This is a genomic window from Plantibacter sp. AC185, from assembly GCF_979258065.1.
In genome coordinates this window covers 4061847-4075992 of record NZ_OZ409831.1, presented here as the reverse complement: position 1 = coordinate 4075992, position 14146 = coordinate 4061847, and the positions used below count along the sequence as shown (strand labels likewise).

The 14146-nt window shown below is 69.9% G+C and carries 15 protein-coding genes; 10 read left to right on the top strand and 5 right to left on the bottom strand.

Annotation, left to right across the window (positions count from 1 at the left end):
- Positions 1 to 101: 101 nt before the first annotated feature.
- From ftsR to ACZZZB_RS18995, 3 genes are read right to left on the bottom strand one after another with little or no spacing between them, the layout of a single operon-like run.
- Complete coding sequence (ftsR, locus tag ACZZZB_RS19005) at positions 102 to 806, bottom strand: transcriptional regulator FtsR (RefSeq protein WP_079706024.1); 705 nt, start codon at positions 804 to 806, stop codon at positions 102 to 104.
- Positions 806 to 1327 (bottom strand): FHA domain-containing protein, encoded by a 522-nt coding sequence (locus ACZZZB_RS19000; RefSeq protein ID WP_086473205.1) that lies wholly within the window; start codon positions 1325 to 1327, stop codon positions 806 to 808. Before ACZZZB_RS19000 ends, ftsR begins: the two co-directional genes overlap by 1 nt.
- Positions 1320 to 2018, bottom strand: a complete 699-nt coding sequence (locus tag ACZZZB_RS18995; RefSeq protein WP_463530488.1) for a CDP-alcohol phosphatidyltransferase family protein — start codon at positions 2016 to 2018, stop codon at positions 1320 to 1322. The genes ACZZZB_RS19000 and ACZZZB_RS18995 overlap by 8 nt, the downstream gene beginning before the upstream one ends.
- 38 nt (positions 2019 to 2056) lie before the next feature.
- On the opposite strand from ACZZZB_RS18995, the gene ACZZZB_RS18990 reads away from it, so the two are divergent.
- From ACZZZB_RS18990 to ACZZZB_RS18980, 3 genes are all read left to right on the top strand, one after another.
- Positions 2057 to 2428, top strand: coding sequence for an RNA-binding S4 domain-containing protein (locus tag ACZZZB_RS18990; RefSeq protein ID WP_192004853.1), 372 nt, complete (start codon positions 2057 to 2059; stop codon positions 2426 to 2428).
- Positions 2429 to 2525: 97 nt separating this feature from the next.
- Positions 2526 to 2981, top strand: a complete 456-nt coding sequence (locus ACZZZB_RS18985; protein ID WP_463530487.1) for a VanZ family protein — start codon at positions 2526 to 2528, stop codon at positions 2979 to 2981.
- A gap of 111 nt (positions 2982 to 3092) precedes the next feature.
- Positions 3093 to 3839, top strand: a complete 747-nt coding sequence (locus ACZZZB_RS18980; protein WP_082916274.1) for a GTP pyrophosphokinase — start codon at positions 3093 to 3095, stop codon at positions 3837 to 3839.
- On the opposite strand, the gene ACZZZB_RS18975 is transcribed toward ACZZZB_RS18980, so the two are convergent.
- Positions 3836 to 4300 carry a GNAT family N-acetyltransferase gene (locus ACZZZB_RS18975; RefSeq protein ID WP_086473201.1) on the bottom strand — a complete coding sequence of 155 codons (465 nt, stop codon included), beginning with the start codon at positions 4298 to 4300 and terminating at the stop codon, positions 3836 to 3838. The genes ACZZZB_RS18980 and ACZZZB_RS18975 overlap by 4 nt on opposite strands.
- 150 nt (positions 4301 to 4450) lie before the next feature.
- On the opposite strand from ACZZZB_RS18975, the gene ACZZZB_RS18970 reads away from it, so the two are divergent.
- The 7 genes from ACZZZB_RS18970 to ACZZZB_RS18940 all read left to right on the top strand — a co-directional run bounded on the left by ACZZZB_RS18970 (position 4451) and on the right by ACZZZB_RS18940 (position 11875).
- Entirely contained in the window at positions 4451 to 5215 is a 765-nt protein-coding gene (locus tag ACZZZB_RS18970; protein WP_463530486.1) for a DUF1684 domain-containing protein, read from the top strand.
- 57 nt (positions 5216 to 5272) lie between these two features.
- Complete coding sequence (locus ACZZZB_RS18965; protein ID WP_463530485.1) at positions 5273 to 6766, top strand: ABC transporter substrate-binding protein; 1494 nt, start codon at positions 5273 to 5275, stop codon at positions 6764 to 6766.
- 62 nt (positions 6767 to 6828) lie between these two features.
- Positions 6829 to 7797: an ABC transporter permease gene (locus ACZZZB_RS18960; RefSeq protein WP_463530484.1), complete on the top strand. Its 969-nt coding sequence runs from the start codon at positions 6829 to 6831 to the stop codon at positions 7795 to 7797.
- Entirely contained in the window at positions 7794 to 8660 is an 867-nt protein-coding gene (locus ACZZZB_RS18955; RefSeq protein WP_430890862.1) for an ABC transporter permease, read from the top strand. Before ACZZZB_RS18960 ends, ACZZZB_RS18955 begins: the two co-directional genes overlap by 4 nt.
- A complete protein-coding gene (locus ACZZZB_RS18950) occupies positions 8657 to 9478 on the top strand; it encodes an ATP-binding cassette domain-containing protein (protein ID WP_463530483.1) in 822 nt (273 codons plus the stop codon). The genes ACZZZB_RS18955 and ACZZZB_RS18950 overlap by 4 nt, the downstream gene beginning before the upstream one ends.
- A complete protein-coding gene (locus ACZZZB_RS18945; RefSeq protein ID WP_194644661.1) occupies positions 9475 to 10257 on the top strand; it encodes an ABC transporter ATP-binding protein in 783 nt (260 codons plus the stop codon). The genes ACZZZB_RS18950 and ACZZZB_RS18945 overlap by 4 nt, the downstream gene beginning before the upstream one ends.
- A 115-nt stretch (positions 10258 to 10372) precedes the next feature.
- Positions 10373 to 11875 carry an MFS transporter gene (locus ACZZZB_RS18940; protein WP_370582632.1) on the top strand — a complete coding sequence of 501 codons (1503 nt, stop codon included), beginning with the start codon at positions 10373 to 10375 and terminating at the stop codon, positions 11873 to 11875.
- Positions 11876 to 11882: 7 nt separating this feature from the next.
- Here the strand turns inward: ACZZZB_RS18940 and ACZZZB_RS18935 are convergent, their stop codons facing one another.
- Entirely contained in the window at positions 11883 to 14066 is a 2184-nt protein-coding gene (locus tag ACZZZB_RS18935) for a RecQ family ATP-dependent DNA helicase (protein ID WP_137241600.1), read from the bottom strand.
- Between the last annotated feature and the right edge of the window lie 80 nt (positions 14067 to 14146).

Genomic DNA, 14146 nt, shown 5'->3' with positions numbered 1-14146 from the left:
ACGCTGCGACATCCGTTCGAAACGGACGGCGTGTCGTGACGAGTGATCGAACTGTGACCTGGCCGTGATGGATGAGGGCAGTCTACGCCCTGGGAGGTCGATCAGGAGGATTGGTGTCGCTCGAGTGCCGAGCGGACGAGGTTCGACCGCACACCCTCGAGCTGTGCGGCGATCTCCAGCGCCCGGTCGGCAGTACGTGCCCGGCCGGCGGCGTCGTTCCGCTTGGCGACGGCGCTCAACGCGCTCTCGATGAGCCCGACCTCGCGCTCGATCGAGGCGCGGAACCCGCGGAGGTGCCGTGGTTCGATGCCGGAGCGCTGCAGCTCCACGAGGATCCGCAGGAGGGACGCGACGTCCTCGCCGTAGTTCTCGGCGGGCAGGATCAGCGACGCGCTCACGGCGTCGTTGAAGAGCATCGGGGTGGCGCCGGCTTCGCGGATCAATTCGTTCCTCGAGAATCTGCGGACCCCGGGATGGATCGACGGCGCGCCGACGGCTTGCCCACTGCCAGGGAACAGCGGCGATCGTCCCGCGTCGACCTCGACGAGGTAGGTGCGGATGACCTTGAGGGGGAAGTAGTGGTCTCGCTGCATCGACAGGATCAGCCGCAGGCGTTCGAGGTCATCGCTCGAGAACTTCCGGTAGCCCGACTTCGTCCGTGCCGGGGACACCAGCCCCTGCTCCTCGAGGAACCGGAGCTTCGAATTACTCAGCTCGGGGAACTCCGGAGTGAGGCGTGCGAGGACCTGCCCGATGCTCAGCAGCGGAGCACCGTCGCTTCGCGCGTTCGCGCTGGCTGCCGCCACTAGCTTCCCAGCTGGGAGGCGAGGTCGATCCGCGACGCGTAGAAGGTGAGGCGGAACTTGCCGATCTGCACCTCGGCGGCGTCGCGCAGGATCGCCTTGTCGATGCGGACACCGTCGAAGTACGTGCCGTTCAGGGAGTTGAGATCGCGGATCTCGAACGCGGTCCCGTGACGGTGGAACTCGGTGTGCCGACGCGACACCGTGACGTCGTCGAGGAAGATGTCGGCCTCGGGGTGACGTCCGACGGTGGTGACGTCGGCGTCGAGGAGGAACCGCGCACCGGCGTTCGGACCACGACGGACGATCAGCAGCGCTGAACCGGACGGCAGGGCCGCGATCGCCTCGTGCTCCTCAGCGGTGACGTCGGAGTCGATCGCCGCGAGGGCCGCTCCGAGGTCTTCACCGAAGGTGAGTGTCGTGTCGACTTCCCGATCGCCCGAGCCGCTCGTCGGGGCACCGTCATCGACGGCTCCCGGCGTGTACGCCCCGGTCGCGGGATACTTCTCATCGTGCTCAGCCACCGTCGACCTCCTCTCCGTCAAGCGTATCCGATGTGGCGTCACTGTCGAGCCGCCCGGTCGAGGGTGATCCGTCGGATCGGGCCCGTTCCCGCTGCTTCGAACGGGCATCCCCCGAGATGCGCACGGTCTGCAGCAGGTAGAGGATGCCGGCCCACCAGTAGAGCGTCGCTCCGGCGATCACCGCCACCCAACCGAGCGGCGTCGCGATCATCGCGACGGCTGGGAACGCCTGACCGAGCATGAGGACCGGGAGCCCGATGAACAGGAGTGCCGTGCCCCACTTCCCCACGCGGATGACCGGGAGCACGCCCGTACCGGACCGGTGGAGGACGACGGCGAGCCCGACGAGCAGCAGGTCGCGGGCGAAGACGACGATGAGCAACCACCACGGGATGAGTCCGCGGGCCGCGAGACCGATCAACGCTGCGAGGATGTAGAGGCGATCGGCGGCCGGATCGAGTTGTCGACCGAGCTTCGTCATCTGGTCGAACCGTCGCGCGATCCACCCGTCGAGGAGGTCGGTGACGCCCGAGAACGCGAGCGTCGCGAGAGCCAACAGGTCCTGCCCCTGCACGAGGAGGATCAGGAAGACCGGGACGAGGAGGATCCGGAAGACGCTGAGCGCATTGGGGAGGGTGACGACGCGGTCTTCACCGGTCCGTCGAACCCCGCGCCCCGCCCCGTCAGTCACGGGTCGAGTCTACCGATGGGCTGCTCTACCATCGGAGGATGGACAGCCCGTCGAGCGTGCGCGTCGACGCATGGATCTGGGCGGTGCGGCTGACGAAGACCCGCTCGGCCGGCGCGACCGCCTGCCGAGCCGGCCACGTCCGGGTCAACGGCGAGCGGGCGAAGCCGGCACAGGCCGTCAGGATCGGCGACGAGGTCCGACTCCGCGTGGCGGGCTTCGACCGGGTCGTGGAGGTCCGACGCCTCATCGCGAAACGGGTCGGGGCGGACGTCGCGGCGGAATGTCTCATCGACCGCTCTCCCCCGCTGCCGACGCCGACGGAACGGCAGGTCGTGGCCGTCCGAGACCGGGGCGCCGGTCGACCGACGAAGCGTGAACGACGCGACATCGAGCGGTTGCGAGGGCGCTGACGCGCTGCTCACGACCCGTCCGGCCTCATCGGCGACGCATCGACCCCGCCCAGGGAACACTCAAGCGTCGCCAAGGTGACTCGGTCATGCTGGGCCGATGTTCCGCCGCCATCCCGTGCTCAGCACCCTCACCGTGGTGTACCTCGCGCTCGTGGCGGCCGTCACCCTCGGCCCACGGCCCTTCGACGGCCGGACCGAGTCCCTCGTGTACCGACTCGTCGACCTCCTCGCCCGGTGGGAGTCGACGGCGTGGGTCACTTACGAGCGCCTCGAATTCGGAGCGAACATCGCCATGTTCGTCCCGATCGGCGTCTTCTTCCTGCTCCTGCTCGGACGGCGGCGCTGGTGGCTCGCCATCCTCGTCGCAGCCGCACTGACGGTCGGCATCGAGGTCGCGCAGCTGGCGGTCCCCGGACGCGTGAGCGATCCCCGCGACCTCCTCGCGAACACGTCCGGGGCCGTCGCCGGGGTCGTCCTCGGCCTGATGCTGACCGCCGGGCGCGCCCGCCGGCTCCAGGCCTCGTCACGTCGCCGCGCGGCCCTGCAGCACTGAACTGCTCGCGACGGTCCTGATTCACAGGAGGCTGAGAGGCGTTCCAAGGCCGCTTCAGTAGAGTGCGAGCGGGCCGTCGGCCCGTCGGAGACAGAGCTGGAGCGCACGCCCATGACCGGACCAACGTCGTCGGACAACCTCGAGGAGCTGAAGCGCCTCAAGGACGAGTTCACGCGGTTCATGATGCTGTACAAGTTCGGCATCGACGAGATCACCACGAAGCTCAACATCCTCAAGGAGGAGTTCACGCAGATCCACGACTACAACCCGATCGAGCACATCAGCTCGCGGTTGAAGTCGCCGGAGAGCATCATCGGCAAGATCGAACGCAAGCAGTACGGGCAGGACATCGACGACATCCGCGAACACATCACGGACATCGCGGGCATCCGCGTCACCTGCAGCTTCATCTCCGACACGTACAAGGTGTTCGAACTCCTGACGAGCCAGCAGGACATCACCGTGGTGAAGGTCAAGGACTACATCGCGAACCCGAAGCCGAACGGGTACCAGAGCCTCCACGTGATCGTCGAGGTTCCGGTGTTCATGTCCGACGGCGTCGTGCAGGTGCCCGTCGAGATCCAGTTCCGGACGATCGCCATGGACTTCTGGGCGAGCCTCGAACACAAGATCTACTACAAGTACGACAAGGCCGTGCCGGACAGCCTGCTCGCCGAGCTCAAGCACGCAGCCGAGGCGGCGTCCAGGCTCGACGCGAAGATGGAGCACCTCCACGGCGAGGTCCTCGCGCTCGACCGGGCGACGACCTCGCGGACCACCGCCGACGGGCACCCGAAGCCTCCGTCACTCGCCGACCGGGTCATGACCGAGCTGATCGACGGGCTGGACCCGCGTTAGAGCGCCTTGCGCATCTGCACGGCCATCGTCTCGTAGCCGAGCGACTCGTACAGGCCGCGCGCGATCCGGTTGAACCCGAAGACGTTCAGCCCGAGCGTCTTCGCGCCCTGCTCCTTTGCCGCAGTCTCGGCGAGCTGCATGGCCTGCCGGCCGAGCCCACGCCCGCGGAACGACTCGTCGATCTCCACGTCCCAGACCCACCACTCGTCCGGGTGGCTCGTGCTCCGCGGTCCGATCCAGAGCACGCCGACCGCGGCTTCGTCGAGGACCACCTCGAAGACGAGGTGTCCGACCTGGAGTCGGCCGGCCGGGAACGTCTCGGCGAGGGACTGTGCCGCCTTCGCCGTCGCCTCTGCCTCGGTCTCCCCCGCCTCGATGCGTTCGAGGCGGTACTGCGCGTTCGCGGCGAGCATCCACCCCCGCAGTCGATCGGCGGGCATGCGGACGAGCGTGGCGTTCATGAGGACATCCTCCCAGAACGTCGCGACCCCGTCGCTCGCCGTCCTGCGCCGGGTCGTCGCCGGGCTCGGGAATAGTTCCCGCCCGAAACGAGCTGGACTCCGAAGGACACACGATTGGGATCCGCCCGTCGTCATCCGGAGAATCGAGACATGCCGATCCACACCGCCCCGCAGCCGAACGCGATCGCCGAGCACGACGCCTGGCGCGACGAGCGTCGAGCCGCCGTGACCGCGCCGCTCGGCAACCTCGCCCTCGTCGAGACACGATGGCTCGCGGAGGAGACGCCGGCCACCGTCGACGAGGCCGCAGCGGCCATCGCCGCCGAGCAGCCGAGCGGCGTCACGGTGACGACGCTCCGCCGCACCCACCTCGACACGGGCCAGGACGAGGTCGGCATCCGCCGATGGGACGCGAACGCACCCGCCATCCGCGCGTTCGACGGCATCGAGGTGTTCCCGTACGACGCCGCCTGGGTCCAGACGGCGCGGTTCACGCCCGTCGACGGCTCGCGGACTGTCCCGTTCGAGCACATCCGCGACAACGGCGGATCACGGGAGCTCGTCGTCCCCGGCGACATCGTGTTCACGCGGGACGGCGTCGAGTACACGATGAGCGCCTTCGACGACGGCGGCACGCTGCTCCTCGTGTTCGGCGACGCGACGAACGGCCGCGACGACGAGTCGGGCACGTACGGCGCCGGCCGGTTCCTGTTCGTGCAACGGACCGACGACGGCGGCTTCGGCACGGCGGGCGAGGTCGTCCTCGACTTCAACCGCGCGTTCGTGCCGCCCTGCGGCTTCTCCGTGCAGTACAACTGTCCGATGCCGCCGCCGCAGAACCGGTTCACCGGAGACGTCCTCGCCGGGGAACGGATCGTCCGGTTCCGCGAGGGCTTCGACCTCTACGCCGTCTGACCCCCAGCACCCCACAGCCTGCACCAGCATCATCACCCCCACACCACAGGAGTATCCGTGAAGAGAACCATCGGGCTCGTCGCCCTGTCCGTCGCCGCCGCCGTCGCCCTCGCCGGCTGCGCCGGTGGTGGTGGCAGCTCGGCGACGGGCGACGAGGCGACCATCGCCATCGGCTCGCTCTACGAGCCGCAGAACCTCAGCAACACCGGCGGCGGCGGCCAGGGCGTCACGGAGGCCTTCACCGGCAACGTGTACGAGGGCCTGTACCGCCTCACGGACGACGGCGAGGTCGAACCGGTGCTCGCCGCCGACAGCACGGTGAGCGACGACGGCCTGACGTACACCTTCACCCTCAAGGACGGCGTCACCTTCCACTCCGGCGACCCGCTCACCTCGGCGGACGTGAAGTCGAGCATCGAAGCCGTGACCGCCGAGGACTCGCAGTCGGCGCGGAAGAGCAGCTTCGCGGTGATCTCCGACATCGCGACCCCCGACGACAAGACGGTCGTCATCACCCTCTCCGAGCGCTCCATCTCCTTCATCTACAACCTGAGCTACGTCTGGATCGTCAACGACGCGGCGAAGGACCTCAAGACCACCGAGGACGGCACGGGTCCGTACACGCTCGGCGACTGGAAGCGCGGCAGCACCCTGAGCCTCGAGCGCTGGGACGACTACTGGGGTGAGCCCGCCAAGAACGCGGAGGTGGTCTTCACCTACTTCACCGACGCGACCGCGCTCAGCAATGCGCTCGTCACGAAGCAGATCGACATCATCACGAGCGTGCAGAGCCCCGACCAGCTGAGCCAGTTCACCGACAACGCGGACTACGTCGTCTCCGACGGCGACTCCACGACGAAGGAGCTGCTCGCCTTCAACGACCGGGTCGCCCCGTTCGACCAGGCGCTCGTCCGCAAGGCCGTGTACTCCGCGATCGACACCAAGAAGCTGCTCTCGTCCATCTGGGGCGACTACGGCACGCTCATTGGGTCGATGGTGCCGCCGACGGACCCCTGGTATGAGGACCTCACGCAGGTGAATCCGTACGACCCCGAGCTCGCCAAGCAGCAGCTCGCCGAAGCGGGCTTCGCCGACGGCTTCACCTTCACCCTCGACACCCCGAGCTACGACCCGCACCCGGCCGTCGCCGAGTTCCTCCAGAGTGAACTCGCGAAGGTCGGCATCACGGTCGAGATCAACACGATCAGCGCGGACGAGTGGTACTCGAAGGTGTTCAAGGAACGCGACTTCCAGGCGACCCTCCAGGAGCACGTGAACGACCGCGACGTCGTCTGGTACGGCAACCCGGACTTCTACTGGGGCTACGACAACCCCGAGGTGACCCAGTGGGTGTCGGAGGCCGAGCAGGCGACGACCACCGAGGAGCAGACGGCGAAGCTGAAGCTCGTCAACGAGCAGATCGCCGAGGACGCGGCGAGCGTGTGGCTCTACCTCTACCCACAGATCGTCGTCGCCGCGAGCGACGTCTCGGGGTACGGCGTCAACGGCCTGAACTCGCAGTTCTTCGTGGCGGACATCGTCCGCAAGTAGTCGTCGCCCGGGCCGACCGGCACCGCCCGGTCGGCCCGGGCCTCGCTACGCTGAGGTCCACCATGCTCGCTTACCTGCTGCGCCGATCCGCGTTCCTCGTGGTGTCGTTCCTCGTCGCCATGACCGTGCTGTTCGTGCTGCTCCGGCTGCTGCCGGGCGACCCGTCGAATGCCCTGCTCTCGGTGAACGCCACGCAGGAGCAGATCGACGCGGCGCGCGAGCAGGTGGGAGCCGACCGACCGCTCGGCGAGCAGTTCGCCGCCTGGTTCGGCGGCGTCCTCACCCTCGACCTCGGTTCCTCGTTCGTGAGCTCGCTCCCGGTCGGACCCGAGATCGCGTCGCGTCTCCAGGTGACCGTGCCGCTGACGCTGCTCGCGTTCCTCCTCGCCGTGGTGCTCGCCCTCGTGGCCGGTGTCGTGTCCGCGCTCCGGGCCGACCGCTGGTACGGCGTCGCGTTGTCCGGCCTCTCGCAGCTCGGGATCGCCGTGCCGGTGTTCTGGGTCGGCATCCTGCTCGTCAGCGTGTTCGCGGTGACGCTCCGGCTGTTCCCGTCCGGCGGCTTCCCGCGCGACGACTGGGCCGATCCTGCCGCGGCGCTCACGAGCCTCGCCCTCCCGGTCATCACCATCGCCATCGTCATGAGTGCGTCCATCACCCGATACGTCCGTTCCGCCACGCTCGACGTGGTCGGGAGCGACTATCTGCGCTCCGCGCGGGCGCAGGGAGCCGGCTTCGGCGAGGCCCTGCTCCGACACGGCGCCCGGAACGCCGCGGTGCCCGTCGTGGCGATCCTCGGCATCGAGCTCGCCACCACCTTCCTCGGCGCCGTCGTGGTCGAGAGCGTCTTCAGCCTGCCCGGCCTCGGGTCGATGCTCCTGACGGCGATCCAGCAGCATGACTACCCGAACATCCAGGGCATCCTCCTCGTCTCGACCCTCGTCGTCCTCCTGACGGGCTTCGTCGCCGACATCGCGCAGCGGCTCATCGATCCGCGTCTGCGCACCTCGATCTCGGGGAACGGGCTCCGATGAGCGCCGTCGACGCCCAGACCGCGCTCGCCGACCGGCGCCCCGTGCGGCGCCGCGCCCGGTCCGCGACGCTGACCGTCGGACTCGTCCTCGTCGGCGTCATCGCCGTCCTGGCGGCCGTCTCGCTCGTGTGGTTGCCCTTCGCCCCCACGGACACCTCCGGCGGTCGCCTCGAGGGGCCGAGCGGCACCCACTGGCTCGGTACGGACAAGCTCGGTCGTGACCTCATGACCCAGCTCATGATCGGCGCGCGCATCGCGCTCGCGACCGGCGCCGGGGCCGTCGCGGTCGGGGCGGTCATCGGCATCGCCGTGGGACTCGCCGCGGCCTTCGCATCGGCCTGGCTGGACGACACGATCTCCGCCGCGCTCGACGTCGTGATCGCATTCCCGGTGCTCCTACTCGCCATGCTCATCGTGGCCGCCCAGGGCGCGTCACTCGGCACCGCGATCATCGCGATCGGACTCGCCATGTCGGCCATCGTGGCCCGCCTGACCCGTATCCTCACGAAGCGGGTCCTCAGCGAGCAGTACGTGGTGGCGGCCAGGACCGCCGGGACGAGCTGGGCCGGTGTCATCGGCCAGCACGTGCTCCCGAACATCTGGCCCACCCTGAGCGTCAACCTCGCGCTGCAGTTCGGCATCGCCGTCCTCGCCGAAGCGAGCCTGTCGTACCTCGGCCTCGGCGCGCCGCCGCCGAACGCCTCCTGGGGGCGCCTGCTGCAGGAGGCCCAGGCCACCGTCACGACGGCACCGGTCGGCGCGATCGCTCCGGGTGTCGCCGTGGTGATGCTCGTGGTGGGCGTGAACTTCATCGCGGACGGCCTGCGGGACCTCGGTGATCCGACGAGGAGGCGCGGCGCATGAGTGATCTCCTCGACATCTCCGGCCTGACCATCACCCGGGGCATCCGGCGCGGTGCTCCCGACGGCGCTGACCGGCCGCTCCTCGACGGGCTGGACCTGACCATCGCCGCCGGGGGTCGCCTCGGCCTCATCGGCGGTTCCGGGTCTGGGAAGTCCTTGACCTCCCTCGCGGTGATCGGGCTGCTCGGCGACCAGCTGAGCGCGAGCGGCAGCGTCGAACTGGCCGGCACCCAGGTGATCGGTGCCCCGGACCGCGCGCTGCGGCCGCTCCGCGGTCGGGTGGCCGGACTCGTCTTCCAGGAGCCGCTGACCGCACTCGACCCGCTCATGCGGGTCGGCGCCCAGCTCGCCGAGCCCCTGCGTCGCCATCTGGGACTCCGGGGCGAACGGCTCAAGGAGGCCGGCGAAGCGGCCCTCGTCGAGGTGTCCCTCACCGACACCGCGCGCATCGCCGCCTCCTACCCCCATGAGCTGTCCGGCGGGCAGCGGCAGCGCATCGCGATCGCCATCGCGCTCGCCGGTCGCCCGCAGCTCCTCATCGCGGACGAGCCGACGACGGCCCTCGACGTGACCGTCCAGGCGGAGGTGCTCGCGCTCATCGACCGTCTCGTCCGGGAACGCGGCATGGCGCTCCTGTTCATCAGTCACGACCTCGCCGTCGTGTCGGCCATGGTCGACGAGGTGGTCGTGCTGAGCGAGGGTCGCGCCGTCGAGCGCGGCCCGGTGGCGCAGGTGCTGACGGCACCGAAGCACGAGGATACCCGTCGTCTGGTCGCCAGCGCACGCGCGCTCGACGACGCGCTGGAGGACCCACGATGACCGATGCACCGATCACGGCGACGCCGATCCTCGAGCTGGACGCGGTCGGTTTCCGATACCGCGGCGGTCAGGAGGCCCTGGACGACGTGTCGCTGGCCGTCGGCGCAGGAGAGGCCGTCGGGATCGTCGGTCAGTCCGGCGCCGGCAAGAGCACTCTCCTCCGGCTGCTGCTCGGCCTCGACCGGCCGACCACGGGCTCGGTCCGGTTCGACGGTGGCGCTCTGGACCCCCGCGACCGGACGCGGGTCCGTCGGTTCCGCGCATCGGTGCAGGCCGTCTTCCAGGATCCGTACTCCTCGCTGGATCCGCGGCAGCGCATCGGGCGCATCGTGGCCGAACCGTTGCGATCCCTCCGATTGGCGACCACCGAGCAGGCGACCGTCCGCGCGTCCGAGGCGCTCGAGGCGGTGGGACTGCCCGCCGACGCGGCGTCGCGGTTCCCGCACGAGTTCTCGGGCGGCCAGCGGCAGCGGATCGCCATCGCCCGCGCGATCGTCCCGAACCCCCGGCTCCTCCTCGCCGACGAGCCCGTCAGTGCCCTCGACATGAGCACCCGGATCCAGATCATCGAGCTCCTCGCCGAGCTGCGGGCCTCGAACGGTCTGGCGCTCGTCATGGTCTCGCACGACCTCGGCACGGTGGCAGCGCTGTGTGAACGCACGATGGTGCTCCGACACGGGCAGGTCGTCGAGGCCGGCGCCACCGCGCAGATCCTCCACGATCCCGCCGAGGCCTACACGAAGCAGCTCATCGCGGCGATCCCCCGCCTCCCGCGCTGAGTCGACGACGAGGCCGGACGACATCGGCCCGGCCGAGCCGGGAATACCGCACCGACGGACGGTGTTCGACTCCGAGTGGCCTCGGCCGCATCGACTCTCCACAGGAACAGGACCCGTGACGCAGGATTCAGCGCAGCCCGACGACCACGACGAGGACCAGCCTGGGGCCGAGCGTCCCTGGCTCAGCGACGAGGAGCGGGCGGCTCTCCGCAAGCCGCTTCCGGAGCGCGCGGTCGTCACGAGCCTCGCCTTCACCGGTCTCGTCGCGGCGTTCATGATGACGCTCGTCACCCCACTCGTGCCGTCGCTCCCGACGATCCTCGGCGTACACGCCTCCGACAGCATGTGGGTCGTGACGGCGACGCTCCTGTCGGCCGCGGTCGCGACCCCGATCGCCGGTCGGCTCGGCGACCTCTACGGTAAACGACGGATGGTGCTCGTCCTGCTCGGGATCATGATGGCCGGTTCGGTGCTCGCCGCCTTCTCGTCCACGATCGTCCCGCTCATCGTCGCCAGGGCCCTCCAGGGGATGGCGATGGGCGTGATCCCGCTCGGCATCAGCATCCTGCGCGACGTGCTCCACGCGAAGCGCCTCGGCCCCGCGGTCGCGCTCGTGAGTGCCACGCTCGGTATCGGTGGTGCCGTCGGTCTGCCGATCTCCGCGGTGATCTCGCAGTACCTGGACTGGCATGTGCTGTTCTGGGTCGCGGGTGCCCTCGGCCTCATCGGCTTCGTCCTCGTCGCGCGTTTCGTCCCGGTGAGCACCCTCCGGAGCGAAGGCGGTTTCGACTGGATCGGCGCGATCGGTCTCGCCGCCGGCCTCGTCCCCATCCTCCTCGCCGTCTCGAAGGGCAACGAGTGGGGTTGGACGAGCGTCGGGACCCTCAGCTGCTTGATCGGCGGCGTCGTCGTGCTCCTGCTCTGGGGATGGTTCGAGGTACGGTCCGCCAGTCCGCTCGTCGACCTGCGGATCGCCGCCAGACGGACGGTGCTCTTCACGAACCTCGCATCCATCACGGTCGGTTTCGCCTTCTTCGGCAGCACGGTCGTCCTCCCGGGCATCCTCGAGGCGCCGGTCGGCACCGGGGTCGGTCTCGGGCAGAACATGCTCATCGCGAGCCTCTGCCTCATGCCCAGCGGTCTCATCATGTGGGCGATGTCGCCGGTCGCCGCTCGACTGACGGCGGCCAAGGGCGCCCGGTTGAGCCTGCTGATCGGCATCGCGATCATCGCGGTCGGCTACGCGATCGCGATCGGACTCATGACCGAGGTCTGGCACACCGTGCTCACGGCCACCGCGGTCGGCTTCGGGGTGGGGTTCGCCTACGCAGCCATGCCGACGCTCATCATGGGTGCCGTCCCACCCAGCGAGACGGCGGCCTCCAACGGACTCAACTCCGTCATGCGGACGCTCGGTTCCACGATCGCGAGTGCGGTGATCGGCGCCATCCTGGCCTCACAGGTCGTCACCGACGGCGCTGTCACGACACCCAGTGCGGACGCCTTCCGCCTGAGCTTCGCGATCTGCGCTGCAGCAGCCGTCGTCGGACTCGTCTGCACGATCCTGCTGCCGCGGCACCTGGCCAAGGACACCCGCTCCAGCCTCCACGAGGGCTGACGGGCGATCAGCCCACGATCCCGAGTGCGAACGGGAGGACCGGGCCGGACCCGGCGCGGCGGAGCGCGCGACCGGCGACGGTGAGCGTCCACCGACTGTCGGCGCGGTCGTCGACGAGCAGGACCGGTGCGCCCTCCAACGCTGCGAGCTGCGCCCGGAGTTCGGATCCGACGGTGAAGGCGTCCCAGACGCCGGCCAGGCGGTAGGCGCTGTTGCCGCCCGGACCACCGCGCGGGCCGTCGCCGACGAGGTCGAGCTCCGCGAGGTAGGGCAGTCGCCCGAGCGACGCGATGCCCCTCGCCACGGAGTCGACGAGCTGCGGACGCGACCGTGACGGCACACTGACCACGGCGGCCGGTCGTTGCGCCCACGGCCAATCCGCCAGGACGCGGACGCTCGCGTCGATGACGGCACGGGAGGCGGGAGCATCGGGTGCGCCCGCGGCGAAGAGTTCACGGAGGACACCGCCCCAGCCGAGGTCGGTGAGCCGAGCGAGCGCGCGCCCGGGTTCGAGGCGGTCGTCGAGCGCGATGCGCCCCTTCACCGCTGCGCCGTCCGCGGTGACGCCGAGGCGGTCGGCTCCCGTGGGCCACTGCGCCCGCGGTTCGAGCTCGACGCCGACCCGACCGAGTGCCTCCGAAGCGGAGACGGCCGCGGCGCTGTCGAGTTCGGTGGGGAACCACGGCCCGGCGCACCGGTCGCATCGGCCACAGGGCACCGCGCTCGCGTCGTCGAGCTCACGTTGCAGCACGAGCATCCGGCACTCGTCGCCGCGCTCGTAGGCCAGCATCGCCTGTTGCTCCGCCACCCTGGCCTCGGCGATCCGCCGGTACCGCTCCCGGTCGTAGACCCACGGCTGGCCGGTCGACACCCATCCCCCGGCCACCCGCTGGACCGCGCCGTCGACGTCGAGCACCTTGAGGAGCAGTTCGAGGGGTGTGCGGCGCAGGTTGACGAGCGCCTCGAGCGCGGGCGTGGACCGCGGCTGGCTGTCGAGTGCGTCGAGGACCGCGGTGGCCCGCGCTTCGTCCGGCATCGACGCGGTCGCGAAGTACTGCCAGATCTCCTCGTCCTCCGCTCCGGGCAGGAGCAGGACGTCTGCGTGCTCGGTGGCGCGGCCGGCGCGACCGACCTGCTGGTAGTACGCGACCGGCGAGGACGGAGCGCCGAGATGTACGACGAACCCGAGGTCCGGTTTGTCGAACCCCATGCCGAGCGCGCTCGTCGCGACCAGCGCCTTCAGGCGGTTCTCCTTGAGGAGCCGCTCGGACTCTTCGCGTTCGTCGGGATCGGTCCGGCCCGTATAGGCCCGGACCTCGTGACCGGCCTCGCGCAGCAGCCGCGCGGTGTCCTCTGCGGCGGACACCGTGAGCGTGTAGATGATGCCGGACCCGGTGAGCCCGCCGAGGTGGCTGAGCAGCCAGGTGAGGCGGTCCCGTGACTCCGGCAGCCGGAGCACGCCGAGCCGGAGGGACGCCCTCGCGAGCGAGCCACGGATGGTGAGCACCTCGGCTCCGTGGGAGCCTGCGGCGCCGGGTGCGGTGAGCTGCTCGGCGATGTCGCGGACGACGCGTGCGTTGGCCGTCGCGGTGGTCGCCAGGACCGGGACCTCGGCCGGGAGGCGTCCGATCAGTTCGGCGAGCCGCCGGTAGTCGGGTCGGAAGTCGTGTCCCCAGTCGGAGATGCAGTGCGCCTCGTCCACCACCAGCATGCCCGTCCGGGCCACGAGGGTCGGGAGCTGTTCATCGCGGAAGCGTGGATTGTTGAGCCGCTCGGGTGACACGAGTAGGACGTCGACCTCGTCGGCCTCCAGGCGCGCCCGGACGTCGTCCCATTCGTGCGCGTTCGCCGAGTTGATCGCCACCGCGCGCACGCCGGCACGCTCGGCGGCCGCCACCTGGTCGCGCATGAGCGCGAGCAACGGCGAGACCAACAGCGTCGGCCCGGCGCCCCGTCGGCGCAGAAGGGCGGTCGCGATGAAGTAGACGGCGGACTTGCCCCAACCGGTGCGCTGGACGACGAGCGCACGACGATGTTCGTCGACGAGCGCGAGGATCGCCTCGAGTTGACCGTCGTGGAACGTGGCCCCCGGAACGCCCGTGAGTGCGGCGAGCGCCGCCGTCGCCTCGGCGACCGATCCGGTGGGGGTCGGTTCGGGGTGGGCGGGGGTGGGCGCGCTGGGGTGGGACATGCGGCAAGTCTGTCAGGAGCTGCTGACGGTGGACTGCGCCGGCGTCTCGGAGGGGCGGTGTGCCGTCGGCTGGTCGGTTG